Origin of the sequence: Arthrobacter sp. KNU-44 (assembly GCF_051843155.1) — a bacterium.
In the GTDB taxonomy this organism is placed as follows: domain Bacteria; phylum Actinomycetota; class Actinomycetes; order Actinomycetales; family Micrococcaceae; genus Arthrobacter.
In genome coordinates, this window is sequence record NZ_JBPXNG010000002.1 from 2604408 (window position 1) to 2629590 (window position 25183).

Genomic DNA, 25183 nt, shown 5'->3' on the forward strand with positions numbered 1-25183 from the left:
CCCACCGGGATGCCATTGACCAATTATCTCCATGATAGATATATTTCGTCATGGAAGTAGTTAGGAAGGGTGTGGGCATGATGGACAAGCGGACTGGAACCGGTCGACGCAGTAGTTCGCGGTGGTGGTTGGCGGGGGCGGTGCTATCGCTGGTGGCGTGGATAGTGGTCGGCGGAATCGGCGGACCTACCTTTGGAAAGCTCAGTGAGGTGTCCAGCAACGACCAATCATCCTTCCTGCCAGCCAGCGCCGAATCCACCGAGGCCCGTGAATGGCAAAGCAAGTTCACTTCCAGCGGCAGTGTTCCTGCGGTGGTCCTGATCGAGTCTCCTGAGAAGCTTTCACCCGTTCAACTGGCCCGATTGGCGTACCTCGGCACCCAGCTGTCTGCTGTCGAGGGGGTCAGCCACTCGACGTCGACGGTTGGGCCGATTCCGTCCGCGGATGGCAAGGCGGCGCAGTTCATCGTCCCGGTGGAGGAAGGAAGCGGTGTCAAAGGGAGCATCCAATCGCTTCGTGCAAAGGCGACGGATTTTGCGGCCGGGGCGGCACTCGCCGCTGGAACAACCACCTACGTGACGGGACCGGCGGGCTTCCTCGCCGATCTGGTCAGCGCTTTTGGGGGCATCGACGGGATACTGCTTTTCGCGGCACTCGGTGCCGTCTTGGTCATCCTGCTAGCGGTCTACCGATCCGTGGTGCTGCCCTTTGTGGTGCTCCTTACTGCCGTTTTCGCGCTTTGCGGTTCCATTCTGGTGGTCTTTGCCTTGGCGAAGGCGGGCACAATCCAATTGACGGGACAAAGCCAAGGGATCCTGTCCATCCTGGTGGTCGGCTCAGCCACTGACTACGCCCTCCTCTTTGTGGCCCGATACCGTGAGGCCCTGGGCCACATGACGAACAAATGGTCGGCTGTGGGACGCGCATACAAGGGCAGCTTTGAGGCAATCCTGGCATCGGGGACAACTGTCGCCTTGGCGCTGCTTTGCCTGCTCTTCTCGGAACTTAATTCAAACCGCGGACTGGGGCCCATCGGCGCAATCGGAATCGGCTTTTCAATGGTGGCCAGCCTGACACTGCTTCCTGCTGCGCTCGGCTTGCTCGGCAGGTCCGCATTTTGGCCGCGTACCCCGAGGAAAGTCCCAGCCAACTCCGGCATTCCCCGGGGCTGGAGGCTTCTGGCAAGCATCATAGCCAGGCGACCCAGGGCCGTATGGCTGGGCACAGCTGCCGTTTTAGTGGTCTGTGCCGCGGGCCTGTTGCAGCTCCAGGCCAGCGGTGTTCCACAGTCGGCACTCATCCTCAGCAAATCTGAGGCGGTAGACGGCCAAGTGGCATTGGGCCGGCACTATCCCGCCGGTGCGGGAAGCCCGGTGGTGGTTGTGGCCGACGAAAAGGCGGCGGCCGCGGTATTTGCCGGGGTCAAAGCCCAGGAAGGCATCTCGGATGCATCCATGGTTGCCGCGCAACCGGATTCCGGCGTCCGCCCGCTGGCGGAAGCCGCGATGGACACTGCCCCCTTGGTGCGGGACGGCCGGGTGCTGATCAACGCCACCCTGTCCTCCGAGGCCGATTCGGCGAAGGCCGAGCAGACCATCGCCGCGCTCCGGCTGAAGCTTCATGACAAGGCCCCCGGAACCTTGGTGGGAGGAACCACGGCCACAGCTGTGGACACCAATGCCAGCGCACAGTCTGATTTGTGGCGCATCATCCCGATCGTCTTGGCGGTCATCCTGTTGGTGCTCATGGCATTGCTGCGGTCCGTTTTGGCGCCACTCTTGCTGATCGGCACTGTAGTGCTGTCCTATGCGGCGGCATTGGGCGTGTCGGCCTGGGTGTTCAACCATGTGTTTGGATTCCCCGGAGCGGATGCCTCGGTTCCGCTTTTCGGTTTTGTATTCCTCGTGGCCCTCGGCGTCGACTACAACATCTTCCTCATGACGCGTGTCCGGGAAGAGTCGAAGCTCGACGGAACTCGCGACGGTATCTTGAAGGGCCTCGGTGCAACTGGCGGGGTGATTACCTCTGCGGGCGTCGTTCTTGCCGCCACTTTTGCTGCCCTGGGGGTCATCCCGATCCTCTTCCTTGCACAGATCTCTTTCATTGTGGCGTTCGGAGTGCTGCTCGACACGACGATCGTGCGCTCCCTGTTGGTGCCTGCCTTGGCTTACGACATTGGCCGGCGCATCTGGTGGCCGGGACGCCTGGCACGCGATCCGGCGTCGAAGGACAATCAGCGGGCAGCCACGGCTTCCTGATCCCGCCACCAGGCCACGGTCGCCGCCATCGTGTCTGAAAGCGGCGTCGGTTCCAGCCCGAGCTTGGCCTGGCTCGCTGTGGAGTCCATGACGAACGGACGCTCGAACTGGTACAACATTTCGGCCAGCTCCCGCATGTCGGTTGAAAACAGGCCGAGGGCCCGGAGCAGCCAGCCTGGGACCACGCTCAGCTTCGGTTCGGGAACGCCGGCCGCACGCGCGAAGTTTCCGGCAATTTCCCGCATCGTCATTGCCGGACCCGTGGGGGCATGCAGCACGGAGTTCCAGAGTTCGGGCTTTTGGGCCGCGGCGATCATGGCTGCGGCAAGATCCGGGACGTACGTGAAAGAGTGCGGCTGCTCGGCGCTTCCGAGAACCTGGACCGTCTTGCCCTTGAGGACGAGGGGGACCATGCGCTCGCCGGCGTGCGCCATGCGGGCTCGTGGCCCGAAGAAATCGCCCGCCGTCACGCTAACGGTATTTGCCGGGTGGGCTTGCCGGGCCTTCAACAGGGCCGAGCGGATGCCGCGCTTGCCGCCGGTCGCTTCGCGGGGGCTGCTTTCGGTGATGGTCTTGTCCGGCTCGCTGTAGGAGTAAAGGCTCTCGGGGAAGACGACGACGGCGCCTGCCGCCGCAGCGGCGTCCATCACCACTTGCTCCGCTCCGGGAAGCTCGGCCGCCCAGGCTTTGGCCCGGTAGGCAGAACCGTGGATGCAGTGGAAGACGGCCGTGGCGCCGTCGAGGGCTTCCGCCAACTTGGCCGGGTCCGAAACATCGATGCGGAGCCTTTCGACCAGCGGGTGGTCAGGTCCGCTGCCTGAGCGCGTCAGGACGCGCACGTTTTCGCCGCGGTCCGCGAGTTGCTCGGCGATGGTCCATCCCACGGGGCCTGCTCCGGTGACGACGTACATGGTGTTGCTCACTTTCTGCTTGGGGGATTTAGTTCTTGGGCTGAAATCTAATTCGAGAGCAGTGCTCTCTGAAATCAGGATGAGCCCATTCCAATTCCTTGTCAAGAGCACTGCTCACATTTGTTTCCAGTGCTCTCTATTGTGGGATGCTGGATGCATGGACCACCTCTTAGCCGCAGCGGCCAGACAATCGACGCCCCGGGAGCGGGCCCGGGCCCAGACCGTGGCGGACATCATCCGGCTGGGTCGCCAACACCTTGCCTTGCATGGCGCCGCGGGCTTGTCACTCAGGGCTGTCGCGCGCGATCTCGGCGTGGTGTCCTCCGCCGTGTACCGCTATGTGGAGAGCCGCGACGAACTCTTGACTCTCTTGCTGATTGACGCTTACGGCGAGCTGGGCGATGAGGTGGATGCCGCCGTCGACGCCCTCCCCGAGGGTGACTACAGCGGCAGATTCCTGGCGCTCGGGCGGGCCGTTCGTCAGTGGGCCCTGCGCGAGCCGGCGAGGTATGCCCTCCTGTTCGGCAGCCCGGTCCCCGGATACCAAGCGCCCGCCGAGCGCACTACGGAACCCGGAACGCGGGTGATCTACCGGATGGTGGGGATCTTCGACGCCGCTTACCGCGCAGGTGCCTTGGCTGCCGACGCTGGGCCCGCCGTCGTCGTTCCTCCAGCCCTTGCCGCAGACCTGGCGGCCATCCGGGCCGATCTGGGAGTGGCCGTTCCCGAACCCGCGTTGGCCAGGGGCGTGCTGGTGTGGACGTCGGTTTTCGGGGCGGTCAGCTTCGAGGTGTTCGGCCAATACGGAGCCGACACTTTCGCCGCGCGCGACGAGTTGTTTGAGCACCAGCTCAAGGTTCTGCAGGGGATCGTGGGGCTGTAGCCGCCCCCCGCAACCGTGCATGAAAGCCCGTGCCCGAAGGTACAGTAACTGCATGGCTCGCGGACTTGCTGACATCGGCGCGGAGGGCGTTTTGCTCGCCGGAGCGGGGCGCGCCATCCTGATGCAGATCGCCAATCCCGCGGTCGGTCACGGCGTCGCCGAGCACAGCAACTTCGCCGAACGGCCATTGGACCGGCTGCGAGCCACCATGACGTACGTCTACGCTGTGGTCTATGGCTCGGACGAGCAATTGGCCGCGGTGCGCCGGGCTGTGAATCGTGCGCACGCCCCGGTTCGCCGGCCAGCGGACGATTCCGCCCCCGGATACAACGCCTTTGACGCGCAATCCCAGCTCTGGGTCGTGGCAACCCTTTATGACACCGCCGTCACCGTTTACGAAAAGGTCCATGGAGCCCTCGACGACGACACGGCCGATCGGGTCTACCGTGAGTATGCGCGGATCGGGACGGCGTTGCAGCTTCCCGCCGAGCTCTGGCCTGCCGACCGCTCCGCCTTCGCGGGCTATCGGGATGAATGCCTGAGGAACCTCGAACCGGATGCAGCCGCTTTGCGGGTGGCCCACGAGCTCCTTTACCCCGCGAGCGGGCCGTTTTTGATGCGCTTGAGCATGCCGTTGGTCCGGCTGCTGACCGCCGGCCTGCTGCCGGAGCGGCTTCGCGCGAGATTCGGGCTGCCTTGGAATGCCCTGCATCGGCGCAGCTTCGACGGCACCATGCGCCTTTTGGCAGCGGCTTACCCAAAGCTGCCGGAGAAAGTCAGGCATTGGCCGAAGAACTACTATCTTGGCCGGCTCGGATCGGGCGAGCTCCGCCCTGGCGAGGGACGCGCCGGCCAGCAGCGCGCCGATGCGTGAGCTCACGGCGGTAGAGGAACTTATCGACGGGAGCGCGAGCCGCTTCCTGGGCGGTGCCCCGGCCCGAGGACTTCGATCCAGGCTCACTGAGTTCACCGTCTTCGGCCTCAAGCAGGCGTGGGCGTGTATCTTCGGCGCTTCGCTCCTTGCCGTCATTTTCGGTGCCCACCTCTGGTATCCAGCCAACGCCGGGCTCGCGAGGAACGATTTCCTGACGATCGCCGCCGTCGTGATCCAAGTCCTGATGGTGGCCACGAAGCTGGAAACCTTGCGCGAGCTCAGGGTGATCGTGCTCTTCCACCTCGTGGGAACGGTCATGGAGTTGTTCAAGACCGACGTCGGCTCGTGGTCGTATGAAGCCGAGGGTGTTCTCCGCGTCGGCGCCGTTCCCCTCTTCAGTGGCTTCATGTACGCGGCGGTCGGCTCGTACATGGTGCGGGTTTACCGGGTTTTCGACCTGCGCTTCGCCAGGTATCCAAGGCGTTGGATCACGGCGGTCCTGGCTGCGGCCGTCTATGTGAACTTCTTTTCCCACCACTACATCGTTGATGCCCGCTGGGTCCTGCTGGCCGCCGTCGTCGTGATCTATGGCCGGTGCGTCATGTACTTCCGGGTGTTTCGGCATCGACTCCGGATGCCGCTGGTCCTGGCATTCCTGCTGGTGGCGCTCTTCATCTGGATTGCCGAGAACATCGCCACCTGGTCGCACGCCTGGCTGTATCCGAGCCAACTGGATGGCTGGCACTTGGTGTCCCCGGACAAGCTCGTCTCGTGGTTCCTCCTGATGATCATCTCCGTGGTGCTGGTGGCATGGGTGTACAAGCCGATGCCGCCGGATGAGGCGTTGGCCTGACACAGGAGGGCCACTCGCGAACCGGCACTCTTCCCGCGAGTTCGACGTCGGCCCTCAGGCGTTCTCCCACGGCGAAATCGGCCTTACATCCCTGTGTTTCCGGGGTTTCTTGACCCGCATTCGGCAGAGTTGAGTGCACTCGACTCAACTTTAGATTGACATTGAATGAGGCCTGAGTACAGTTGAGTGCAGAACGCTCAACTAGCCGAAGGTTGAGTGCTCCCCGCCCTCCAAGCCCTTGACGGGTAGCGGAATCGGGTGAAATCTCGATCGTCGGCCATTGAAAGGAAGCAACATATGTCACGCGCTGTAGGTATCGACCTCGGAACCACTAACTCCGTCGTCTCTGTTCTCGAAGGTGGCGAGCCCACCGTCATTGCCAACGCCGAGGGTGGCCGCACCACGCCGTCGGTCGTTGCATTCTCCAAGTCCGGTGAAGTCCTGGTGGGCGAAATCGCCAAGCGCCAGGCCGTCAACAACATCGACCGCACCATCGCTTCCGTGAAGCGCCACATGGGCACCGACTGGTCCGTCGCCATTGACGACAAGAAGTACACGCCGCAGGAAATCTCCGCGCGTATCCTCATGAAGCTGAAGAACGACGCCGAGAGCTACCTCGGCGAAAAGGTCACCGACGCTGTCATCACCGTCCCGGCCTACTTCAACGACGCCGAGCGCCAGGCCACCAAGGAAGCCGGCGAAATTGCCGGCATGAACGTTCTCCGCATTGTCAACGAGCCCACCGCCGCAGCACTTGCCTACGGCCTGGACAAGGGCAAGGAAGACGAACTCATCCTGGTCTTCGACCTTGGTGGCGGAACGTTCGACGTCTCCCTGCTGGAAGTCGGCAAGGACGAAGACGGCTTCTCCACCATCCAGGTCCGCGCCACTGCCGGCGACAACCGCCTCGGCGGCGACGACTGGGACCAGCGCGTTGTTGACTACCTGCTGAACCAGCTCAAGATCAAGGGCATCGACCTTTCCAAGGACAAGATCGCCCTCCAGCGTCTGCGCGAGGCTTCGGAGCAGGCCAAGAAGGAACTCTCTTCCTCCACCAGCACCAACGTCTCCCTCCAGTACCTCTCCGTCACCCCCGACGGCCCGGTCCACCTGGATGAGCAGCTGACCCGCGCCAAGTTCCAGGACCTCACCAAGGACCTGCTTGAGCGCACCAAGAAGCCGTTCCACGACGTCATCGCCGAGACCGGCATCAAGCTCTCCGAAATCGACCACATCGTGCTCGTGGGCGGTTCCACCCGCATGCCCGCCGTTTACGACCTCGTCAAGGAACTCGCCGGTGGCAAGGAGCCCAACAAGGGCGTCAACCCGGACGAAGTTGTTGCCGTTGGCGCAGCACTGCAGGCCGGCGTGCTGAAGGGCGAGCGCAAGGACGTTCTCCTGATCGACGTCACCCCGCTGTCCCTCGGCATCGAAACCAAGGGCGGTGTCATGACGCACCTGATCGAGCGCAACACGGCCATTCCCACCAAGCGTTCCGAGACCTTCACCACCGCTGACGACAACCAGCCGTCCGTGGCCATCCAGGTCTTCCAGGGCGAGCGTGAATTCACCCGCGACAACAAGCCGCTGGGCACGTTCGAACTGACTGGCATCGCTCCGGCACCGCGCGGCGTCCCCCAGGTCGAGGTCACGTTCGACATCGATGCCAACGGCATCGTCCACGTCTCCGCCAAGGACAAGGGCACCGGCAAGGAACAGTCGATGACCATCACCGGCGGCACCGCGCTGTCCAAGGAAGACATCGACCGCATGGTCCGTGAAGCCGAGGAACACGCAGCCGAGGACAAGGCCCGCCGCGAGGCTACCGACACCCGCAACACTGCCGAGCAGCTCGCCTACTCCGTGGACAAGCTCATCGCCGAAAACGACGAGAAGCTGCCGGAAGAGGTCAAGACCGAGGTCAAGGCCGACGTCGATGCCCTCAAGAAGGCCCTCGAGGGCACCGATGACGCAGCAGTGAAGACCGCTTTCGAGAAGCTGCAGCACTCGCAGTCCAAGCTCGGCGAAGCGATCTACTCACACGCCGGTTCCCCGGATGGCGCAAGCAGCGCCGCCGGTGCCGAAGGCGCTCACGCCGGTGCCAAGTCGGGTTCTGCCTCCGGCGATGAGGACATCGTTGACGCCGAGATCATCGACGAAGACGAAAAGAAGAAGTAAGCATGCCTCACCACGGCAACGACGCAGAGCACTCACCTTCCAACAACGAGGGCAAGCACGACGAGCGTGAAGGAGCCGGTCAGCAGAAGCCGGTCATCCGGGATAACCGCAAGGTTGACCCGGAGACCGGGGCCGCCCGCCACCCCCAAGGATCGGCAGCTGCCTCCGCCGCTGCCGCCGAGGGCGACGCCCTGTCCCAGGCTGAGGAAATCCTCAACGGCATGGAGGTTCCGGCTGAAGAGTCGGTGGCCCCCGGTGCCGCTGCAGAAGCAGAGGCCGCGGAACTCCGCAACGACCTCCTGCGCCTGCAGGCCGAGTACGTCAACTACCGCAAGCGCGTCGAACGCGACCGCGCCGTCGCTGGGGAAATGGCCGTCATCGGCGTCCTGAACTCCCTGCTGCCGGTGCTGGACGACGTCGACGCCGCCCGCCAGCACGGCGACCTCGTGGACGGCCCGTTCGCCGCGATCGCCGCCAAGCTGGAGAACGCGCTGAAGACGTACGGCTTGGAGCGCATCGCGGAAACCGGAGTCGACTTCGACCCCACGATCCACGAAGCCCTCATCCAGCAGCCGGGCGAGGACATCGAAGTAGACACCGTCAGCCAAGTGCTGCGCTCCGGCTACCGCTCCGGCGACCGAGTGCTGCGCGCGGCCCAAGTGATCGTGGCTGTGCCGGCCTGAGGTTCTCAACGCGCTAGGTGTGCTCACCTTGGCGCTTCGCCGGATATGGGGCGGTGCCCGCTTCGCGGTGCCCTCCACACCGCCGCCCCATATCCGGCTTCGCGCCCGCTGTAAGCTCGCCTGAGGTGAGATGACAGCAGGCGCGAAGCGATGCATAGGCCCCGGGAAGGGGCGGGGGCCTATGCATCGCGTAGCGCACGCAACCGTATACACAGACGAAAGAGAGAAGCCGAGTGGCCAGCCAGGACTGGGTTGAGAAGGATTTTTACGCCATCCTTGGTGTCGCCAAGGACGCCTCTGACGCTGACATCAAGAAGGCGTACCGCAAGCTTGCGCGGAAGTACCATCCGGATACCAATTCCGGGGATGCTACTGCGGAGAAGAAGTTCAAGGACATCTCGGAGGCCTATTCGGTGCTCTCGGATGCCGAGGAGCGTCAGCAGTACGATGCCATTCGCGCCATGGGCGGGGCACGCTTCGCTCCGGGCGCAGCTCGCGGCGGGCCGGCCAACGGCGGCTTCGAGGACCTGTTCGGCGGCCTTTTCGGCGGCGGCGCACGCCAGCCTGCAGGGGCCGGCGGTATCCCTCCAGAGTTCGCTGACCTGTTCGGCGGCGGCTTCGGCGGTGGACAGACCGGTTTCCAGCGCGCGCCCCAAAAAGGCAGCGACCGTACGGCGTCCACTTCAATTTCCTTTGCCGGCTCTATTCACGGCACCACGGTGAGCTTGCGCGAAAGCAACGGGAACGTCATCGACGTCAAGATTCCCGCGGGCATCAGGGACGGCCAGAAGGTCCGCCAGCGTGGCAAGGGTAACCCCGGCGCAGCCGGCAACGGGGACCTCATCATCACGGTGAACGTCAAGCCCCACGATTTCTTCAACCGCGACGGCGACAACATCCGCATCCATGTGCCGGTCACGTTCGCGGAGGCCGCCTTGGGTTCCAACATCCACGTGCCAACGCTCGACGGCGACACTGTCACCGTCCGCGTCCCGGCCGGTACGCCTTCCGGCCGCACGCTCCGGGTCAAGGGCCGCGGCGTCAAAACTTCGAAGGGCACCGGAGACCTGCTGGTGACGATCGACGTCTCTGTCCCGCAGAACCTCAACAAACAGGCCGAGGAGGCTGTCAAGGCGTTCGCCGCGGCCACCGCCGACGCGGATCCTCGCCACGACCTGGCCGCCAAGGCCCGCTTGTAGCGGCAGAACACATGGGAGGGGACGTAGGCATGGGCATCGACATCAACCAGCCGATCTTCGTCATCTCCGTTGCGGCCGAACTGGCTGACATGCACCCGCAGACCCTGCGGCAGTACGACCGCCTCGGCATCGTGTCGCCGAGCCGTGCCCCGGGCAAGTCCAGGCGTTACTCCCAGCGCGATATCGACCGCTTGCGCGAGGTCCAGCGGCTTTCCCACGAGGGCGTGTCCCTTGAGGGCATCAAACGCATCCTCGAGCTCGAAAACCAGGTGGCCGCGCTGCAGTTCCGCGTGGCCGAGTTGAGCGAGGAACTGCAGCGCCGGCGGAGCCCGATGGAGGCCCGCGTCTTCGCGGCGGGAGCAGCCGGCGACGTCGTCAGCCTGGCCCGCGGTCAGCGCCCCCGGGCGCGGTCCCAGGCAGTTGTGGTCTGGCGGCCGCGACCGGGGGAGTAGTCCTCTAGGCCTGCGAGAGGGATGCCAGCAGCACCGGCGCTTCCTGTCCGGCCCATGTACCTCTCAGGGAAGCCGAATCTTCCGAACCCTGTGTACCCAGATCGAGGACACGGTTCACCAGCAGTGTGAGCTCACCGGCGTCGATCCTGGTGACGCCGTCTTCGGTGATCGGAGCTGCCGGGCTCAGCGCCGGGACTTCGCCACCGGGCGTTCCGCTGCCTTTGACGTTTACCGAACTCCTGCGTGGCTCCAGCATGCCGTCCACGTCCACGAACTGTTCGGCTTCCTGCTGTCCCGTGAGCATTGCGGTGGCCAGGGCAACGACGTAGACGGGATCTGCGCAGGCGTCGTACACCCACCTCGTGCCCAAAACGGAGTGTTCCATGGTGCCAAGAAGCGAGTCCTTTGCCCCGGGCAATTCCGAACCACGGTAGCTCAGGGGAACCTGGTAGACCTTGCCGCCGTGGGAGACCAAGTGGGTCTCGAGGCCGACTTCGCCGTCCGGATCATCGAAGCGGTGTGCCCCAAGCAGTTCGGGCGGCGCCGAGCCATCGTTGTTGAACCATGACTGGACGGGTAAGTACTTTTCGATGAGTTCAAGTTTGCTGGGACTCAGGGTTGCTCGATGGATGATAGCCATGCGGTCCAGCCTAAGCCACCTCGAATCAGTTGCTTCAGGGGCGAATCAAGGAAAGGTCTTCTAGTCTTTGGAACGGTGAGTTGCTCGCTCCTCATTCACATTTGTGGCATTAAAAGTGAATAGTGCCCACCTTGGTGGTTGTTTCTGCGTCGCAGGGGCGAACCCTCACTCCGCGAACAAGCCCGCCAGGTCCTCCGCCGTCAGGGCACCACCGGACAAGGCATCGCCCTCCATCACATCCGCGAACAACTGCGACTTCCTGGTCTTGAGCGCCATGACTTTTTCCTCGATGGTGTCCTTGGCGACCAATCGGTAGACCATCACGTTCCTCGCCTGCCCGATCCTGTGGGTGCGGTCCACGGCCTGCGCTTCGGACGCGGGGTTCCACCATGGGTCCAGCAGGAACACGTAGTCGGCCTCGGTCAGGTTCAGGCCGAAGCCGCCGGCCTTCAAGGAAATAAGGAACACAGGCGCCGCGCCGTTCTTGAATTCGCTCACGACGTCGGCCCGGTTCCGGGTGCTGCCGTCGAGGTAGCAATATTCGATGTCCTCCGCGTCGAGCCGCTCCCGGACCTTGCCCAGGAACCCCGTGAACTGGCTGAAAATGAGCGCCCTGTGCCCCTCGGCAACAATGTCTTCCAGCTGTTCGAACAGCACATCCAGCTTGGACGAGCGCACGGCGGACAAGGACTCGTCCACGAGGGAGACATCCAGGCTGAGCTGCCGCAGGAGGGTGAGCGACTGGAAAATGGTGAAGCGGTTCTTATTGACGTCGTCGATGAGCCCCAGGATTTTCTGCCGCTCACGCTGCAGGTGCGTCTGGTACACCTTCTGGTGCCGCGGGTTCAGTACCACTTCCAGCACCTGCTCCTGCTTGGGCGGCAGGTCCTTGATGACTTGCTCTTTGGTGCGGCGCATCATGAGGGGGCGGACCCGACGGCGGAGCTTGGCGAGCTGGGCTTTGTCGCCGTTCTTTTCGACCGGCTTTTGGTAGTACTCCGCGAAGCGGCGCGGGCTGGAGAACAGCCCGGGTGCGACGATCGAGGTCAGCGCCCAGAACTCCATGAGGTTGTTCTCAAGCGGCGTTCCCGTGATGGCCAGCTTGAAGGATGCCGGAAGTTTGCGGGCGCACTGGTACGCCTTGGACTGGTGGTTCTTGACGAACTGGGCTTCGTCGAGCATCAGCCCGGCCCATTCCTTGGCTGCGTAGGCCTCGTAGTCGATCCGGAACAGCGCGTACGAAATGATGACGACGTCGGTCCCGGCCATGGCTTCCTGCGGATCCGCGCCGCTCTTGGCGAAGGTCTCTCCCACGGTCTTGATGCTCAAACCGGGCGCGAAGCGCTGCACTTCCGCGGCCCAGTTTCCCACGACGCTGGTGGGCGCCACTACCAAGAAGGGGGCGCCGCCGCCCGAGCCGCCCGTGCCGCCCGCGGTGCCGGCGTCGGATTCAGCCTGCTCCTTCGCCGCACACATCAAAGCAATCGCCTGCACCGTCTTGCCGAGGCCCATGTCGTCGGCCAGGACCCCGCCCAGGCTGTGACGGTACAGGAAACTCAGCCAGTTGAAACCCTCCAGCTGATAGGGACGGAGCTCGGCATCGAGCGAGCCCGGCAGCGGGAGCCCGGTCACGCCGTCGTCGAGCAAGCCGCCCACGGCCTCGCGCCATGCGGCCGCCTGCTCGTCGACGATCCCCAATTGTGCGAGCTCATCCCAGAGCCCGGCCTGGAAGCGGCTGATCTGCAGGGTGCCGTGCCTGTCCGGGTTGTCCTGCAAGGACCTGGCTTCGTCGATCAGCGCGCGGAGTTGGTGCAGCTCGTGCAGGTCCAGCGAGAAATAGGCTCCGCTGGGCAGCAACATCCGGCTCTGGCCGGCAGCGAGGGCGGAAAACACCGCGGCGAAGGACACAGGTTCGCCCTCGAGCGTGATGACGATGCCGAGATCGAACCAGTCGCGGCTGTCGGTGGCCTTGGTCGAGATGGAGACGACGGGAGCCTCGGTGGCCTCGCGGTAGTCGGCGATCTCGCCGGACGTGTCCACGACGACGTCCGGCAGCTCGCGAAGCCGGGGCAGCAACTCCTCGGTGAAGGCCAGGGTGTCCAGGCCGTCCAGCGCTACCGAGGCGGCCAGCCGTGGAGCCCCCCATCCGCCGCTCGATGATTCGCCCAGCGCGGCGACTACGTCCCAAAGCCGGCCCAGGGACTCAAGGATCCGGGCCTCCTCGGCGTCGTCGCGGTAGCCGTGGTCGTCCGGGTGCCGCCAGAGGGGCTGGGCAGTCACGAGCTTGCCGGCCTTGTAGTGCCACTCCCAGTGCAGCCGCACCCGGTGGTCAGCACCGTAGTTCGCCAGAAGGGATAGCGTGGGCACGGCGAGGACCGGCAACTCCACTGAATGGTCCGCTGCCGTGACCCGGGTGGACTGCTTGAGCTTCGGATAGAAGGCCGTGAGGAACCGCTCTTCGTCCTTCGCCGGGATCTGGAGCCGGGATGCGCCCATGACGAAATCGAGGAGTTCCTGCGACTCACCGCCCTCCAACGGAGCCAGCGTGATGAGGTTCTCGGGTGCCGATACCCCGGGCAAGTGGCCCTCGCCGGGACCCGTGAAGAACAAGCCATGTGCCGGGCGGCCGATCAAGCCCAAGGTCGCCGGATCAAGGGCGTCCGTGCCCAAGGTCACCGACGGCGCGAGCTGCAGTCCGTCGTCGGGCCGGCTAAGGTCAAGCCCGACGACGGCGGGCTCCGCAGCAATGCGGACCGGCTCGGTCCCGCCGGAGTGAATGAGCGAAACCCCTATCTTGTCGGCTTCGACCAGGAGGCTCCACAAGTTCTTGCCGGCGAATTCGTTGAGGAGCATCCACATGCTCGAAGTGAGCTGCCGGTAGTCCGCAGTGGAATGCGCGGCCAGGAAGTTCTGCATCCAGTCGATATGCGCTTCGTTGAACTCGCGCTTGTAGCCGAGGTAGTTCAGGTTCGTCCAGGAAACATCGCCCCGGATCCATTTGCCCTTGGCGCCCATCATCACCGGGCGGGCCTTGAGCTGGCGCACGCTCCGGAGCGGATCGCGCCGGCCTGTGTAGGAGAAGTGCGGGGCCGGCTCTTCCACCTCGAACGCCAGGGCCAAGGGGAGGCCCTGGCCCTGCGGGGCGGCGCCCGGAGTGGCGATGAGTTTGCTGAGCGCCTGCTCCCAGGCCGGCCGCTGCACGATTCCCCCTGTTTGGGCCGTCTGCCCGAACGCCGGCGCGCTGAGCAACTGTGCCCGCACGGCGGGATGGTCCTCGGCAGCGAAGAGAAGTGCGGCCACGTGTTTGCAGTCCTTGCGGACCGGGCAGCTGCACACGCCGACGGTGCAGCTCCAGCCGCCGGGCTTGCGGACCAGCTTGGCCGACGTCGAATACGCTGACGGGCCACTGCCCCTGACCTTGCCCATCATCAATCCCGTGGCGGAATCGAAAGTGATGCTGCTGACCCGGCTTCCCATGGCATAGGCGAGGCCGGCCGCCAGGGAGCGGTCGTTAATGGCGGGTGTCTGAATCGCCAGTTCCCAGGAGTCGTCTGAGTGGGAAGGCATTCGTTAGGGCTACTTTCGGAAGGAGGCTATCTATGAATCCTAGTCCCCGCCGCCTCCCTCACTTCGCTCCGCTCAGCCAGGGAACCCGGGCGGCGTGGGCCCATGCCGCCTCACTCACTTCGCTCCGCAGCAGCCAGGGTGCGCCGACGCAGCAGCCCTGAAACTTTGCCGGACGTTCACCTCTGCCTAGCTTGCCCGACAACCGCCCCCGCGTACGTTGAAAGGGTCCGGAGCAGCACAAGCTTCCTAGCAGTGAGGAAATCCCATGACCAGCAATGAGAACCCCGTCGTTCTGACGAAGGACAGCATCGAGGCCGACAGCGCCGACGTTGTGGACGCGAACGTCACCGTGGTCAACGAGATGTACGAGGAGCTCCTCAACCATGAGGAAATCGCTACCAATGCTCTGCGCAGCTACTTTGTGGACTACTACCTGACCCAAGCACTCGCGGGCGGTTTCGCGCAGTACGTGTTCACGGTCCCGGAACGCGAAGAGGTGGATGCGTTTGTCCGCGAAGGCCTCGAAGGAATGGGCGCCAAAGGCCACCTTGAGCTGTTCAACCGCACCGCCGCAGCTTTCGACGCCCTGTCCGAGGAAGACGCCGAGGCCTACCTGGACGGCGACCTTGACGAGTCCGAAGTGGCACCGGAAGCCGTTGCTGAACTCGAAGCCCTCGACGGCGAATTCGAATCCCTCCTGGAGACCGAGGACATCATCGAACTCAACGCAGCGTGGCTCCGCAGCCAGGACGGCGTGCTCTACCTGGACGAGGAGCAGCTGAAGGCTCACATCGCCGAGCGTGTAGCACTCATCCCGAACCTCGAAGAGCGCCAGGCCGAGGCAGCCGAAGCGGAACTTGAGAACGCCCCTGAATTCGCGCTCATCATCCGTGAACTGTGCGACGTTGCCGGCTACCAGCTGGAGAAGATCACCATGGGCGATCCCAACTACGAGCACGACGGCGAGACTATCCTCGCCTGGCACTTCACCACGGACCACGGCAACTACATCATGATCGAAGAGGACGACGAAGCCTTCATGATCCACCCTGAGACGAAGGAAATCATCGCGGCCGTCGAGTTCGAGGACGCTGAAGAGTTCGAAGACGCCTAAAACGCCCGCTCACCTTTGAGGCCTTTTCGACAAACGCTCGCTCAGATCTTCCGGCCGGTCCGGAAAGATCTGAGCGAGCGTTTGCCTTTTGGGGTGCAAAAGTGAGCGAGGGTTTTAGTAGCCCATGCTGCTGCCGCTTGGGGTGCTGCTGCTCGGGGTGAGCATGGAACCGGATGGGCTGACCAGGAACCACACGCCACCCACGCCTTGGCCGTAGGTGTCACTGGAGTCTTCATCCTTGGAGAAGAAGTAGATAGGCATCCCGTTGATGGTGATCTGCATCTTGCCGTCTGCCGTGGGGATGGTGCCGATGGTTCCGCCCACCCCGTCAACCGCCGGCGTCTTCGACGTCGTTGTCACGGCGGGCCAGCTGGTGGCGCAGCCGCCGGTGCAAGCGCTCTTGCCGGAACCCTTGACGTCCTTCGCGAAGAAGTAGACGCTCTTGCCGTTCGCAGCAACCACTCTCTCGCCGACGCTCGACGACGCCGTCTTCAGTTCCGCCGCTCCAGCAGGAGTGCTCGACGCCGGAGCGCTTGAACTCGCCGACGCCGCGGAACTGGGGCTGGTGGCGCTCGAGGACGTGGAAGACGAGCCGGGGCTTCCTCCACAGCCAGTGAGGGCGATGGCCAGAGCAAGAATGCCGAGCCCGGTGCCGAGTTGCTTCTTCATGGTTTGCTCCTTCGCTTGCACCGGCCGTGGACGTGCCGGAAGCTAACCCGTACGACGCCGCCAGGTGAAGAATGGTTCAGGGGGCTTGAACCTTTTTCGTGGCGGGCACGTCGTATCGCAGGAGAAGGGGAAGCCGAGCACCAAGGAGGCGCCGATGCCGCTCGACGAGGATGTGGTGGCCGCGATTTATCGCGACCACGGCACAGCGCTGCGCCGCTTCGTTCTGAGCTGCACGCCGGATGCGCACTTGGCTGAGGACGTGGTGCAGGAAACCATCCTTCGCGTGTGGCAACACGCCCCGCAGATCACCGGCAGCCTGCGCAGCTATTTGTTCCGCACTGCCCGCAATGTCATCATCGACAACTACCGCAAGGCCCAGCGGCGCCCGGCAGAGGCTGCCGAACGCGACATGGCGGACCCGGAGGAGGCCACCGAGCGGGTGGACGAGCTCCTCAACCGGGTCCTCATGGAGGAGGCGCTCCTGCGGCTCAGCACCGAACACCGGGAGGTTCTGGTAGCCCTGCATTACGAACGTTTCACGGTGAACGAGGCCGCGCTGAGGCTCAACATCCCCAGCGGCACGGTGAAATCCCGGGCCTTCTACGCCGTCAGGGCGCTTCGCACGATTCTCGATGAAATGGGGGTGCAGCGGTGAACGAAACCGGACTTCACCAATTGCTGGGCGCCTACTTGCTCGGCGGCCTCGAACCTGCCGAGGCCCGGGTTTTCGAGGAGCACTTGGCACGCTGCGCTGATTGCCGGCTCGAGCTGGGGGAGCTGGAGAGCCTTCCGGCCCTCCTCGACGCCGTCCCCGTGCCCGACGCCGTCGCGCTCGCCGCCGGGCGGCCCGCCGTCGAGCCCTCCGCTGCAGTTCCGCCCGCTGCTTCCGACGCTCGCTCACTAATGGGGGCTTTTTCGGAAAGGCTCCCGCAGCCGATTCTCTTGAAAATGGCAGCACGGCGACGGAAATCGCGACGCCGGTGGGCGGCTCTGGTGGGTGCCGTGGCCGCCGCTTGCCTTGGCTTGGGCATACTGGCCGGGCCGGTGTTGAACCAGCCACCTAAACCTGACGCCAGCTACTCGGTGCAGACGGACAACGGCCTGCAGCTCACTGTGGGGCTCGTCAGGAAGGCGTGGGGAACCGAGCTGCAACTGGAAGGCCGCAGCATGCCGCCGCAAGGCACGATGTACCTGTGGGTCAAGGGTCGCGACGGCACGGAAGAAATGGCCTGCGGTTGGACCGCGACGTCCAGCGGCCACATCAAGGTCACGGGCGCGACGCCGGTCCAGCTTGCCGGGATTTCGGGCGTGGAACTGCGCGATGACAACCAGAAGACCGTCGCCGTGATTTCGGTCCCGGGGAGCTAGGGGTCCCCAGGACCTAGGTGGTCAGCGGTGAGCGGTCAGGCGGACGCAGGTTCGCTGGCTTCAGGATCGGGCAGGTCGTTTCGCTCCCAGGTGGGCATGTCCAGTCGGTTGAAACTGTAGAGATGTATTCCCGCGACGCCGTCCGGGTGCGCAGTGAGTTCGGAAACCAGGCCTTGCGGTGAGTACTTGTCTCCGCCGAGAAGCTTGCGGGCGAGGGTTCCTTTATTGCTGAGGAACTTCAGGGATGTCCCGACGCCGATCTGGGTTGCCAGGGCCAGCAGTTTGGTCCGGGGAACTGCCCCGGCAATCCCAGCCCATACGGGAAGCTCGACGCCTTCCCGGCGCAGGAGTGCTGAGTAGTCGAGGATCGTCGGGGTGGAGAAGCACATCTGCGTGACAACGTGCGTCGCCAGGTGTTGTTTGGCCAACAGTGCGTCCAGCAAGTCCAGCCCGCTCACGGAAGGATGCCCCTCGGGGTAACCGGCGATGCCCGCTGTGATGGTGCCACCGGTGTACTCGGCGATGTCCGCCAAGAGGGGAAGGCTCGATCGGTAGGGGCCGGCACCAAGAGGTCCGTCTCCACCGATGGCGAAGACCTCCGTGATCCCGACGGCCCCGCAGTCCCGGAGGATGCCGGAAAGCTGCGCCCTGTGCTCCAGCCCGCGCGCCGAGACGTGCGGAATCACGTTGTAGCCCAGGAGGCTGAGCTTGACGGAAGCCTCCATGGTCCGCGCGATGCCGTGATGGGGCAAGCAGGTGACTGTGAGCGTTGTGGAAAGCGGCACTGCGGCCTGGACTTTCTCAACGATTCCGTCTGAGGGAATGATTTCAATCCGGGTGGGGAACATGCTGGCTCCTTGCCGATCAGGCCGTCGCGTGGTGTGCGAGGAGGGTGCGGGCTTCCTGGCGGGTGGTGCCGGAGTCCTGGATGCCTTCGGCGATGTGGGCGAGGTGGGCAGGGATTTCGCGGCCTTTCTTGCGCATCGCGGTGGCCCAGAGGCGTCCGGCGCGGTAGGAGGAGCGGACCAGGGGGCCGGACATGACGCCGAGGAAGCCGATTTCCTCGGCTTCGGTGGCGAGGTCGACGAATTCCTGGGGTTTGACCCAGCGGTCCACGGGCAGGTGCCGTTCGGAGGGGCGCAGGTACTGGGTGATGGTGATCAGGTCGCACCCTGCGGCGTGCAGGTCGGTCATGACTTCGGAGATCTCTTCGCGGGTTTCGCCCATGCCCAGGATCAGGTTGGATTTGGTGACCATGCCGGCGGCCCGGCCCTGGGTGATGACGTCCAGGGAGCGGTCGTAGCGGAACGCGGGGCGGATGCGTTTGAAGATCCGGGGCACGGTTTCGACGTTGTGCGCGAAGACCTCGGGGGCGGAGTCGCAGATCGCTTGGATGTGTTCGGGTTTGCCGGAGAAGTCGGGGATGAGCAGTTCGACGCCGGTGCCGGGGTTCAGTTCGTGGATCTTGCGGACGGTTTCGGCGTAGAGCCAGACGCCTTCGTCTTCCAGGTCGTCGCGGGCGACGCCGGTGACGGTGGCGTAGCGCAGGGCCATGGCCTGGACGGAGCGGGCGACCTTGGTGGGTTCGAACATGTCCACGGGGGAGGGTTTGCCGGTGTCGATCTGGCAGAAGTCGCAGCGGCGGGTGCATTCGGAGCCGCCGATCAGGAAGGTCGCTTCCTTGTCTTCCCAGCACTCGAAGATGTTCGGGCAGCCGGCTTCCTCGCAGACGGTGTGCAGGCCTTCTTTTTTCACGAGGTTCTTCAGGCCCACGAATTCCGGGCCCATCTGGACCTTGGCCTTGATCCACTCGGGTTTGCGTTCGACCGGGACGGCTTTGTTGCGCTGTTCAACGCGCAGCAGCTTACGGCCTTCAGGTGCCAGGGTCATGAGGAACTCCATAATTCAGGTGGCGCGGACGCACCACGATGATTCGGTTCCTCCCCGCTCTGTATTGGACCTGAGAGTTTCCGCGTTGCCGCCTCGCGGCTGGACGCTTGCACCGTCGGTGAGTCCGGTTGCCCGGGCTGCTTTCCAGAGTTGCCTTGCCGCGGCGGTACATGGGCCTGAGAGATTCCTGGGGAGGATTTGCTCCTACGGCGCCTGCTGAAACGTACCGGCAGGGCTCTCCCGCCGCAGATCATAAGCGCGTGCCACCTTTCGGTGACACGTCTCACATGGTATCCGGTGCCTGTGCGGCACGCAAAGAGCTGAGTCATTGATTCCTGACGTTGGCTGATGTACCTTGGCGCCAAGGAATCCGACATCCTTGCCGGATGACCGTCGAAAAGGTCGACGCCATGGCAGGAACCTCAACAGCTCCCCTCCGCATTTCGATGCACAATTCGGGTCGAGCCGCACCGAAGGTCCTCGCCGCCCTGTCGGTGCTGGCAGTCTTGTTTTGCGGCATCAGTACCGCTTCCCCGGTTCTTGCGGCCACGCCCTGCTGGGACATCAGCGGTACTTGGACGACGGTCCAGGGCGGCTCCCGGACCTTAACGTTCACCTTCCAACAGAACGGCAACCAGGTGAGCGGCACTGCCGGCGACACCAGCCTCAGCGGGACCTTCACCGGAAACGTTACCGGCGACCACGTCGACGTGATCGTGGTGTGGAACGCCCAGCGCGCCAACGGCTCCACCCTCGAAGGCGAGTACGAGGCCACCATCTCGGCCGGGACGCTGACCGGGACGACCCACGACGTTGCCAATCCCTCCAGCCACGCCACATGGACCGCTACCGGTGGCCCGACCAAGGCCTGTGCCGGAGCCACCGCGACGCCCACCGGCTCGGTGACGCCCACCAGCGCGGCGACGCCAACCGGCTCGCCCACGTCGACCAGCTCGCCCGCCTCGACCGACTCGAATGAGGCCGCGGCGGAAGCGGCCATCCTCCAAGCCCTGGAGAGCACCGGGCACACTAGCGTGCCCGCTACGGAAGGTCTGAATACCAGCGGCGCCCAAGCGATTGAAGGCGCCTTCAGGGGGCTCTTCTCGAAGAACGACGACGTCGCCAATGCCCTGGTCTTCCAAGCCGGTCTGCTGGCGTCGTCGGACGGCTCGGATGGGAGGCCCAGGTTCCCGGGCGTCCGGGCATGCATGCCCATCATCCTGCGCATGGCTTACAACGGGGTTACCGGTCCGGATGCTGCTGCACGTGCATCAGCGCTGTTGGCGGGCCGTCGCCTGCTGCTCTACCTCCTGGGACGGGACTTCGCGGTCACCAAGGGGGCGGCGTCGTGACTCCGTGCCGGATCCTCGTCGTCCTCGTCGCTTTCACAGCAACGTCAGTGGCCCTCGCGGCCTGCCAGGGGCCCCGGCCTAGTTCCCCCAATTCTTCTCAGGTGATGCCTCCCTCTTCCCAGGTAACGAGATCAGGGCCGCCGCAAAGCGCAGGGCTCACCCTGACCCCGCCGGCGGGGTGGGCGAACCGGGTACTGCCCACCCTCGGCGGGATCGTGCTGGCCGGGACGGAAGCGGACCTGACTGCCCAGACCCCGGCCGGGCCGAGGCTGACCGCGGTGCCGAACACGGCGGCGCCCACGGCCGACAAGCTGATCGCCAACCTCGACACGGGCGCGCTGTTCGCGCCGACGGCCACCCAGCAGACCTTCGGCCCGTACGAACAGGTCCCGGTGCTGCGTTTCATGACGGCGGCCACCCCCAGCGACGGCGAAACCGTCGAGATCATGGCAATCACGGTTGCTCCCCACGAGGCCTATTTGATGACGCTGGAGGCGCCTTCGTCGAGCTGGAATACGGCACAGGCAACACTCGAGGGGATCGTGGCGTCCGCCTCGATCAACGCGGAGCTCTTCCCGAAATAACCGCTTCCACCCCTGGTTAGATCCTGCGATAGCTAAGGTCGAAGATCATGCGTCCGGCCTCGTGGGCCTTGTTTTCGAAACTCGTGCGGATGCGGCCATCGAAGCGCGGAGCCCATCCGCCCATGTGATCCACTCCCTCGTTGGGGCCGGTGTGCTCGGTGCTGACCGGTGCGCGGCCTTCCTTGACGGGGGCCCCGCCCACCATGGATTCGACGCCGGATTCCCACACTTGGGTGAGGGGGCTGTCTGCGCCGGTCCGCTCGCCGTCGTGCACGTTCTCAAACTCGGTAGAGCCTGCAAGGACCTCGCGGACGTGGATGGCGTAGTTGGACCAATCTGTGGCGATCCGCCACAGGCCACCCTTCCCGAGGGACCGCGCAGCGAGTTCGGCGAACGCGGGCTGGATAAGGCGGCGTTTGTGGTGCCGGGATTTGTGCCACGGGTCCGGGAAGAAGACCCAGAGCTCGCTGACCGAGCCCGCGGGGAGCATGGTGGCCAGGACCTCGGGGGCGTTGGCTTCCACGACGCGGACGTTGCTGAGTCCGCGACTGTTGATCTTGATCATGGTGTTGGCCAGGCCTGGGGTGTAGACCTCCACTGCGAGGAAGTCCTTGTCCGGGTTCTCTTCTGCCGCGTGGCATACGGCGTCGCCGAGTCCCGAACCGATTTCGACGATCAGCGGTGCTTTGCGCCCAAACTCGGCTTCGGCGTCGAACACGTAGTCCGGGTGCACGGATGTGTTGGCGACATGCCGCGGAACCTGGATGGCCCAGCGGTCCGAGTGCTCTTCCCACGCTGCTTGGCGGCGCCCCTGAAGGCGCGTCCCGCGGCGCACGAAACTGACCGGCCGGCCACCATAGGTGCCGAAGGAGGCCTGGCTGCCCGGGGTCACGGGGCGCGAAGACTGCGGTGTTTCGGGGGAATCTGGGGTTTCACTCATCTCCTCCAGAATACCGTTGCAGGACCAAACGCCCGCGGCGGAACTTGCGTACGACCCCGTCACGAGGCCGCCCTGCACGGGTGTGACTGCCAGAATGGGTTGGTGACCCCCGCTTCAGGCTCCCCCAAGAACACCAAGCCGCACCCCGGCGTCCCCGAGATCCTCGTCGACGCCGAGATCGACGAGCTTCCCGCCGCCGAGCCCACGCAGGTCAAGACGCGCGGCGGACTCGTCTTCCTGGGGATCTGCCTGGTGCTCATCGGCCTGAATCTGCGGACGGTTTTTTCGAGTTTTTCGGCAGTCCTTCCGGAAGTCACCGCCGACGCCGGGCTGCCGGGCTGGGCGGTGGTGGTTCTCACCACTGTGCCGGTGACCTTGTTGGGCGTCTTCGCGCCGCTGGCGCCGATCCTGGCCCGCCGATTCGGTGCCGAGAGAGTATTGCTCGGCGCGATGGCAGTGCTGACAGCGGGGCTGCTGCTCCGTCCTGTGGACCTCGCCGGCGCCGGGCACTTACCGGCCCTCCTTGCCGGTACCGCGGCGTGCGGCGCCGCGATCGCGCTATGCAACGTACTGCTGCCCGGCGTAGTCAAGCGTGACTTCCCGCATCGCCTTGGGCTCATGGGCGGGCTATATACGACGGCGATTTGCGCGTCTGCCGCGCTTGGCGCCGGTTTCACCTATCCCGTCTTTACCGCGGCCGGGCACTGGACCTCGGCGCTGTGGTTCTGGGCGCTGCCCGCCGCCGTCGTACTCTTGCTTTTCCTGCCGCTCGCGATCCGCCAGCATCCCGTCCGGCACAGCGCGGCCGACGGCGGTACGAACGTCTGGCGTTCCGTCGTCGCCTGGCAAGTCACCATCTTCATGGTGTTGCAAGCGATGATGTCCTTCAGCGTGTTCGCCTGGTTGGCGCCGATCCTGCGTGATCGTGGGATCGACGGCGGGACGGCCGGTTTGATCGTGTCCGTGTCGATTGTGCTGCAGATGCTTGGTTCGTTCATCGCTCCTGGGCTCGCGGCACGTTTCAAGGACCAGCGAGTCATCAACACCGTGGTGGCGCTCATGACCGGCGGCGGCTTCGCCTTGAGTATTTTCGGCCCCACGGACCTGATCTGGGTGTGGACCGGGCTGTTGGGCCTGGGCCAAGGGAGCCTCACGGCCGTGGCGTTGACCATGATCATGCTGCGTACCCGCGATTCCCATACCGCGGCGCACCTTTCCGGCATGATGCAGGGCGTCGGCTATGGCTTGGGCTCCACGGGAACCCTGATGGTCGGCCAGTTGCACCAAGCGACCGGCGGATTCGCGGCGGCCGGCATCCTGTTCCTCGTGGTGGGATCCCTCGCGGCCTTCTTCGGCTTCCGCGCGGGCCGGAACCGCTACGTCGGCTAGCCCAACTAGCTCGCAGTTGTTGTCGTTTTGAGGGCTCTAAACGACAACAACTGCGAGTCAGTTGGGTTCAAGCGGGGGGAGTTTAGTGCGTCAGGTCCTTGCCCTTGGTTTCCGGGATCATGAAGGCGAACGCGATTCCGATGGCCAGCAGGATCACGGCGTACACGTTGAACATATTGGCCTGGCCGATGCTGCCGAGCCACGTCTGCAGGTACGGGGCCGTGCCACCGAAGACCGCAACGCAAATGGAGTACGGGACGCCGACACCGACGGTGCGGATCTTGGTCGGGAACAGCTCGGCGTACACGGCAGGGACAATCGAGGCGCTGCCGGCAATGAAGAACAACATCACAGACATCGAAACGGCCAGCTGCCAGGGCGAATCCTTCAGGAGCCACGTCATCGGGAAGTGCAGCAAAGCCGCACCTGCAGAGCTCATGATCAGCACGGGCTTGCGGCCGATGCGGTCGGACAGCTTGCCCCAGAACGGGAGCGACGCAATGAACGCGATGTTGCCGATGACGCCGGCCCACAGGGCTGCTCCACGGTCCATCTTGAGTGTGCTGGCCGCGTAGCTCGGCGCCACGACGCCCCAGATGTAGTAGACAACGGTGAGGCCAACGGTCAGCCCGATAACCTGAAGGGCCTGCTTGCGGTACTTGACGATCTGCGGCCACATGGGCTCGCGCTTTTCCGTGGGCACCTCGGCTTCGAATGCCTCGGTCTCCTTCATCTTGGCCCGCATGACCAAGGCGTAGACGCCTAGGGCGCCGCCCACCAGGAACGGGACGCGCCAGCCCCAGGCGTTCATGTCGGCCTTGCTCAGCACACCGGTCAGGATGGCGCCCAGCAGGGTTCCGGCCAGAATGCCGGCGGTGCCGGAGGTGTAGATAAGCGTTGCCCAGAAGCCGCGCTTTTCCTTGGGTGCCATTTCGGACAGGTACGTTTGCGACGACGGCAGCTCGCCACCGTGGGCGAGGCCCTGGATGAGGCGGGCCACCAGGAGCATGACGGAAGCCAAGGCTCCGACCGCCTGGAATGTCGGCGCGATACCGATCAGCAGGCTGCCGACAGCCGCGAGGCCGACGGCGAACGTCATGGACGTCTTGCGGCCGATCCTGTCGCCGATCCAACCGAAGACGAAGCCGCCGAACGGCCGGGCCACGAATCCGACGGCGAAGATCGCCAGGGTGGAGAGGACCGCGGACGTGGGGTCGGCACTGCTGAAGAGCGCACTGGCGATGAAAGGCGAGAACGTGGCGTAGATGGCCCAGTCGTACCATTCGACGGCGTTGCCGATGCCGGTGCCGATGAGGGTTCGCAGATGGGATTTGTGAACCTGGACTGTGGCTGAAGTGCCAACGGTGGCGGTCATATCT

23 protein-coding genes and 2 riboswitches are annotated in these 25183 nt (G+C 64.6%); of the genes, 15 read left to right on the forward strand and 8 right to left on the reverse strand.

Features of this window, described 5'->3' with window-relative positions; translation table 11 throughout:
• Nucleotides 1–80 precede the first annotated feature (80 nt).
• Nucleotides 81–2258, forward strand: coding sequence for an MMPL family transporter (locus tag ACSVHC_RS13190; protein WP_439181388.1), 2178 nt, complete (start codon nt 81–83; stop codon nt 2256–2258).
• Here the strand turns inward: ACSVHC_RS13190 and ACSVHC_RS13195 are convergent.
• Nucleotides 2234–3169, reverse strand: a complete 936-nt coding sequence (locus ACSVHC_RS13195; RefSeq protein ID WP_437774093.1) for an NAD-dependent epimerase/dehydratase family protein — start codon at nt 3167–3169, stop codon at nt 2234–2236. The genes ACSVHC_RS13190 and ACSVHC_RS13195 overlap by 25 nt on opposite strands.
• 157 nt (nt 3170–3326) lie before the next feature.
• On the opposite strand from ACSVHC_RS13195, the gene ACSVHC_RS13200 reads away from it, so the two are divergent.
• The 7 genes from ACSVHC_RS13200 to ACSVHC_RS13230 all read left to right on the forward strand — a co-directional run bounded on the left by ACSVHC_RS13200 (nt 3327) and on the right by ACSVHC_RS13230 (nt 10291).
• Complete coding sequence (locus ACSVHC_RS13200; RefSeq protein WP_437771601.1) at nt 3327–4052, forward strand: TetR/AcrR family transcriptional regulator; 726 nt, start codon at nt 3327–3329, stop codon at nt 4050–4052.
• Nucleotides 4053–4104: 52 nt separating this feature from the next.
• Complete coding sequence (locus ACSVHC_RS13205) at nt 4105–4926, forward strand: oxygenase MpaB family protein (RefSeq protein WP_437771600.1); 822 nt, start codon at nt 4105–4107, stop codon at nt 4924–4926.
• Entirely contained in the window at nt 4919–5779 is an 861-nt protein-coding gene (locus ACSVHC_RS13210) for a DUF817 domain-containing protein (protein WP_437771599.1), read from the forward strand. Before ACSVHC_RS13205 ends, ACSVHC_RS13210 begins: the two co-directional genes overlap by 8 nt.
• 297 nt (nt 5780–6076) lie before the next feature.
• On the forward strand, nt 6077–7957 hold the full coding sequence (dnaK, locus tag ACSVHC_RS13215) for a molecular chaperone DnaK (protein WP_437771598.1): 1881 nt from the start codon (nt 6077–6079) through the stop codon (nt 7955–7957).
• 2 nt (nt 7958–7959) lie between these two features.
• Complete coding sequence (locus tag ACSVHC_RS13220; RefSeq protein WP_437771597.1) at nt 7960–8640, forward strand: nucleotide exchange factor GrpE; 681 nt, start codon at nt 7960–7962, stop codon at nt 8638–8640.
• A 233-nt stretch (nt 8641–8873) separates the two neighbouring features.
• Entirely contained in the window at nt 8874–9839 is a 966-nt protein-coding gene (locus tag ACSVHC_RS13225; protein WP_437771596.1) for a DnaJ C-terminal domain-containing protein, read from the forward strand.
• Between the two features lie 29 nt (nt 9840–9868).
• Nucleotides 9869–10291: a heat shock protein transcriptional repressor HspR gene (locus ACSVHC_RS13230; protein WP_269995195.1), complete on the forward strand. Its 423-nt coding sequence runs from the start codon at nt 9869–9871 to the stop codon at nt 10289–10291.
• A gap of 4 nt (nt 10292–10295) precedes the next feature.
• Here the strand turns inward: ACSVHC_RS13230 and ACSVHC_RS13235 are convergent, their stop codons facing one another.
• A complete protein-coding gene (locus ACSVHC_RS13235) occupies nt 10296–10931 on the reverse strand; it encodes a CG0192-related protein (protein WP_437771595.1) in 636 nt (211 codons plus the stop codon).
• 165 nt (nt 10932–11096) lie between these two features.
• Nucleotides 11097–14498, reverse strand: coding sequence for a DEAD/DEAH box helicase (locus ACSVHC_RS13240; protein WP_437771594.1), 3402 nt, complete (start codon nt 14496–14498; stop codon nt 11097–11099).
• Nucleotides 14499–14530: 32 nt separating this feature from the next.
• Here ACSVHC_RS13240 and ACSVHC_RS13245 point away from each other — a divergent pair, with 32 nt between their 5' ends.
• Together ACSVHC_RS13245 and ACSVHC_RS13250 are read left to right on the forward strand one after the other, a co-directional pair.
• The gene (locus ACSVHC_RS13245) at nt 14531–14659 is read left to right on the forward strand and encodes a hypothetical protein (RefSeq protein ID WP_439181002.1); all 129 of its coding nucleotides are present in this window, start codon (nt 14531–14533) and stop codon (nt 14657–14659) included.
• Between the two features lie 104 nt (nt 14660–14763).
• Nucleotides 14764–15612: a DMP19 family protein gene (locus ACSVHC_RS13250; protein WP_439181003.1), complete on the forward strand. Its 849-nt coding sequence runs from the start codon at nt 14764–14766 to the stop codon at nt 15610–15612.
• 114 nt (nt 15613–15726) lie between these two features.
• Here the strand turns inward: ACSVHC_RS13250 and ACSVHC_RS13255 are convergent, their stop codons facing one another.
• Complete coding sequence (locus ACSVHC_RS13255; RefSeq protein WP_437771592.1) at nt 15727–16281, reverse strand: COG4315 family predicted lipoprotein; 555 nt, start codon at nt 16279–16281, stop codon at nt 15727–15729.
• 154 nt (nt 16282–16435) lie between these two features.
• On the opposite strand from ACSVHC_RS13255, the gene ACSVHC_RS13260 reads away from it, so the two are divergent.
• Nucleotides 16436–16936 carry a sigma-70 family RNA polymerase sigma factor gene (locus ACSVHC_RS13260; RefSeq protein WP_059389901.1) on the forward strand — a complete coding sequence of 167 codons (501 nt, stop codon included), beginning with the start codon at nt 16436–16438 and terminating at the stop codon, nt 16934–16936.
• The gene (locus ACSVHC_RS13265) at nt 16933–17649 is read left to right on the forward strand and encodes an anti-sigma factor family protein (protein WP_437771591.1); all 717 of its coding nucleotides are present in this window, start codon (nt 16933–16935) and stop codon (nt 17647–17649) included. The genes ACSVHC_RS13260 and ACSVHC_RS13265 overlap by 4 nt, the downstream gene beginning before the upstream one ends.
• Before the next feature lie 35 nt (nt 17650–17684).
• On the opposite strand, the gene ACSVHC_RS13270 is transcribed toward ACSVHC_RS13265, so the two are convergent.
• Both ACSVHC_RS13270 and lipA read right to left on the reverse strand, forming a co-directional pair.
• Nucleotides 17685–18497 (reverse strand): methylenetetrahydrofolate reductase, encoded by an 813-nt coding sequence (locus ACSVHC_RS13270; RefSeq protein WP_437771590.1) that lies wholly within the window; start codon nt 18495–18497, stop codon nt 17685–17687.
• A gap of 16 nt (nt 18498–18513) precedes the next feature.
• Nucleotides 18514–19539: a lipoyl synthase gene (lipA, locus tag ACSVHC_RS13275; RefSeq protein WP_437771589.1), complete on the reverse strand. Its 1026-nt coding sequence runs from the start codon at nt 19537–19539 to the stop codon at nt 18514–18516.
• Between the two features lie 49 nt (nt 19540–19588).
• Nucleotides 19589–19692, reverse strand: a riboswitch (glycine riboswitch).
• Between the two features lies 1 nt (nt 19693).
• Nucleotides 19694–19792, reverse strand: a riboswitch (glycine riboswitch).
• Between the two features lie 133 nt (nt 19793–19925).
• On the opposite strand from lipA, the gene ACSVHC_RS13280 reads away from it, so the two are divergent.
• Nucleotides 19926–20891, forward strand: a complete 966-nt coding sequence (locus ACSVHC_RS13280) for a hypothetical protein (RefSeq protein ID WP_439181004.1) — start codon at nt 19926–19928, stop codon at nt 20889–20891.
• 104 nt (nt 20892–20995) lie between these two features.
• A complete protein-coding gene (locus ACSVHC_RS13285) occupies nt 20996–21475 on the forward strand; it encodes a hypothetical protein (RefSeq protein WP_439181005.1) in 480 nt (159 codons plus the stop codon).
• Between the two features lie 16 nt (nt 21476–21491).
• Here the strand turns inward: ACSVHC_RS13285 and trmB are convergent, their stop codons facing one another.
• Nucleotides 21492–22415 carry a tRNA (guanosine(46)-N7)-methyltransferase TrmB gene (gene trmB, locus ACSVHC_RS13290; protein ID WP_439181006.1) on the reverse strand — a complete coding sequence of 308 codons (924 nt, stop codon included), beginning with the start codon at nt 22413–22415 and terminating at the stop codon, nt 21492–21494.
• Nucleotides 22416–22517: 102 nt separating this feature from the next.
• On the opposite strand from trmB, the gene ACSVHC_RS13295 reads away from it, so the two are divergent.
• A complete protein-coding gene (locus ACSVHC_RS13295) occupies nt 22518–23804 on the forward strand; it encodes an MFS transporter (RefSeq protein ID WP_437771585.1) in 1287 nt (428 codons plus the stop codon).
• Between the two features lie 82 nt (nt 23805–23886).
• Here ACSVHC_RS13295 and ACSVHC_RS13300 read toward each other — a convergent pair whose 3' ends face one another.
• Complete coding sequence (locus ACSVHC_RS13300; protein WP_437771584.1) at nt 23887–25179, reverse strand: MFS transporter; 1293 nt, start codon at nt 25177–25179, stop codon at nt 23887–23889.
• Nucleotides 25180–25183 lie beyond the last annotated feature (4 nt).

Bases quoted from the DNA above. Each gene is read 5' to 3' on its own strand.
- ACSVHC_RS13240 (WP_437771594.1), bottom strand. From the start codon at position 14,498: ATGCCTTCCCACTCAGACGACTCCTGGGAACTGGCGATTCAGACACCC.
- ACSVHC_RS13260 (WP_059389901.1), top strand. From the start codon at position 16,436: ATGCCGCTCGACGAGGATGTGGTGGCCGCGATTTATCGCGACCACGGC.
- ACSVHC_RS13230 (WP_269995195.1), top strand. From the start codon at position 9,869: ATGGGCATCGACATCAACCAGCCGATCTTCGTCATCTCCGTTGCGGCC.
- ACSVHC_RS13190 (WP_439181388.1), top strand. From the start codon at position 81: ATGGACAAGCGGACTGGAACCGGTCGACGCAGTAGTTCGCGGTGGTGG.
- dnaK (WP_437771598.1), top strand. From the start codon at position 6,077: ATGTCACGCGCTGTAGGTATCGACCTCGGAACCACTAACTCCGTCGTC.
- ACSVHC_RS13245 (WP_439181002.1), top strand. From the start codon at position 14,531: ATGAATCCTAGTCCCCGCCGCCTCCCTCACTTCGCTCCGCTCAGCCAG.
- lipA (WP_437771589.1), bottom strand. From the start codon at position 19,539: ATGACCCTGGCACCTGAAGGCCGTAAGCTGCTGCGCGTTGAACAGCGC.
- ACSVHC_RS13285 (WP_439181005.1), top strand. From the start codon at position 20,996: ATGCCTCCCTCTTCCCAGGTAACGAGATCAGGGCCGCCGCAAAGCGCA.
- ACSVHC_RS13235 (WP_437771595.1), bottom strand. From the start codon at position 10,931: ATGGCTATCATCCATCGAGCAACCCTGAGTCCCAGCAAACTTGAACTC.
- ACSVHC_RS13205 (WP_437771600.1), top strand. From the start codon at position 4,105: ATGGCTCGCGGACTTGCTGACATCGGCGCGGAGGGCGTTTTGCTCGCC.
- ACSVHC_RS13210 (WP_437771599.1), top strand. From the start codon at position 4,919: ATGCGTGAGCTCACGGCGGTAGAGGAACTTATCGACGGGAGCGCGAGC.
- ACSVHC_RS13195 (WP_437774093.1), bottom strand. From the start codon at position 3,169: ATGTACGTCGTCACCGGAGCAGGCCCCGTGGGATGGACCATCGCCGAG.
- ACSVHC_RS13200 (WP_437771601.1), top strand. From the start codon at position 3,327: ATGGACCACCTCTTAGCCGCAGCGGCCAGACAATCGACGCCCCGGGAG.
- ACSVHC_RS13280 (WP_439181004.1), top strand. From the start codon at position 19,926: ATGACCGTCGAAAAGGTCGACGCCATGGCAGGAACCTCAACAGCTCCC.
- ACSVHC_RS13255 (WP_437771592.1), bottom strand. From the start codon at position 16,281: ATGAAGAAGCAACTCGGCACCGGGCTCGGCATTCTTGCTCTGGCCATC.
- ACSVHC_RS13300 (WP_437771584.1), bottom strand. From the start codon at position 25,179: ATGACCGCCACCGTTGGCACTTCAGCCACAGTCCAGGTTCACAAATCC.
- ACSVHC_RS13220 (WP_437771597.1), top strand. From the start codon at position 7,960: ATGCCTCACCACGGCAACGACGCAGAGCACTCACCTTCCAACAACGAG.
- ACSVHC_RS13270 (WP_437771590.1), bottom strand. From the start codon at position 18,497: ATGTTCCCCACCCGGATTGAAATCATTCCCTCAGACGGAATCGTTGAG.
- ACSVHC_RS13250 (WP_439181003.1), top strand. From the start codon at position 14,764: ATGACCAGCAATGAGAACCCCGTCGTTCTGACGAAGGACAGCATCGAG.
- trmB (WP_439181006.1), bottom strand. From the start codon at position 22,415: ATGAGTGAAACCCCAGATTCCCCCGAAACACCGCAGTCTTCGCGCCCC.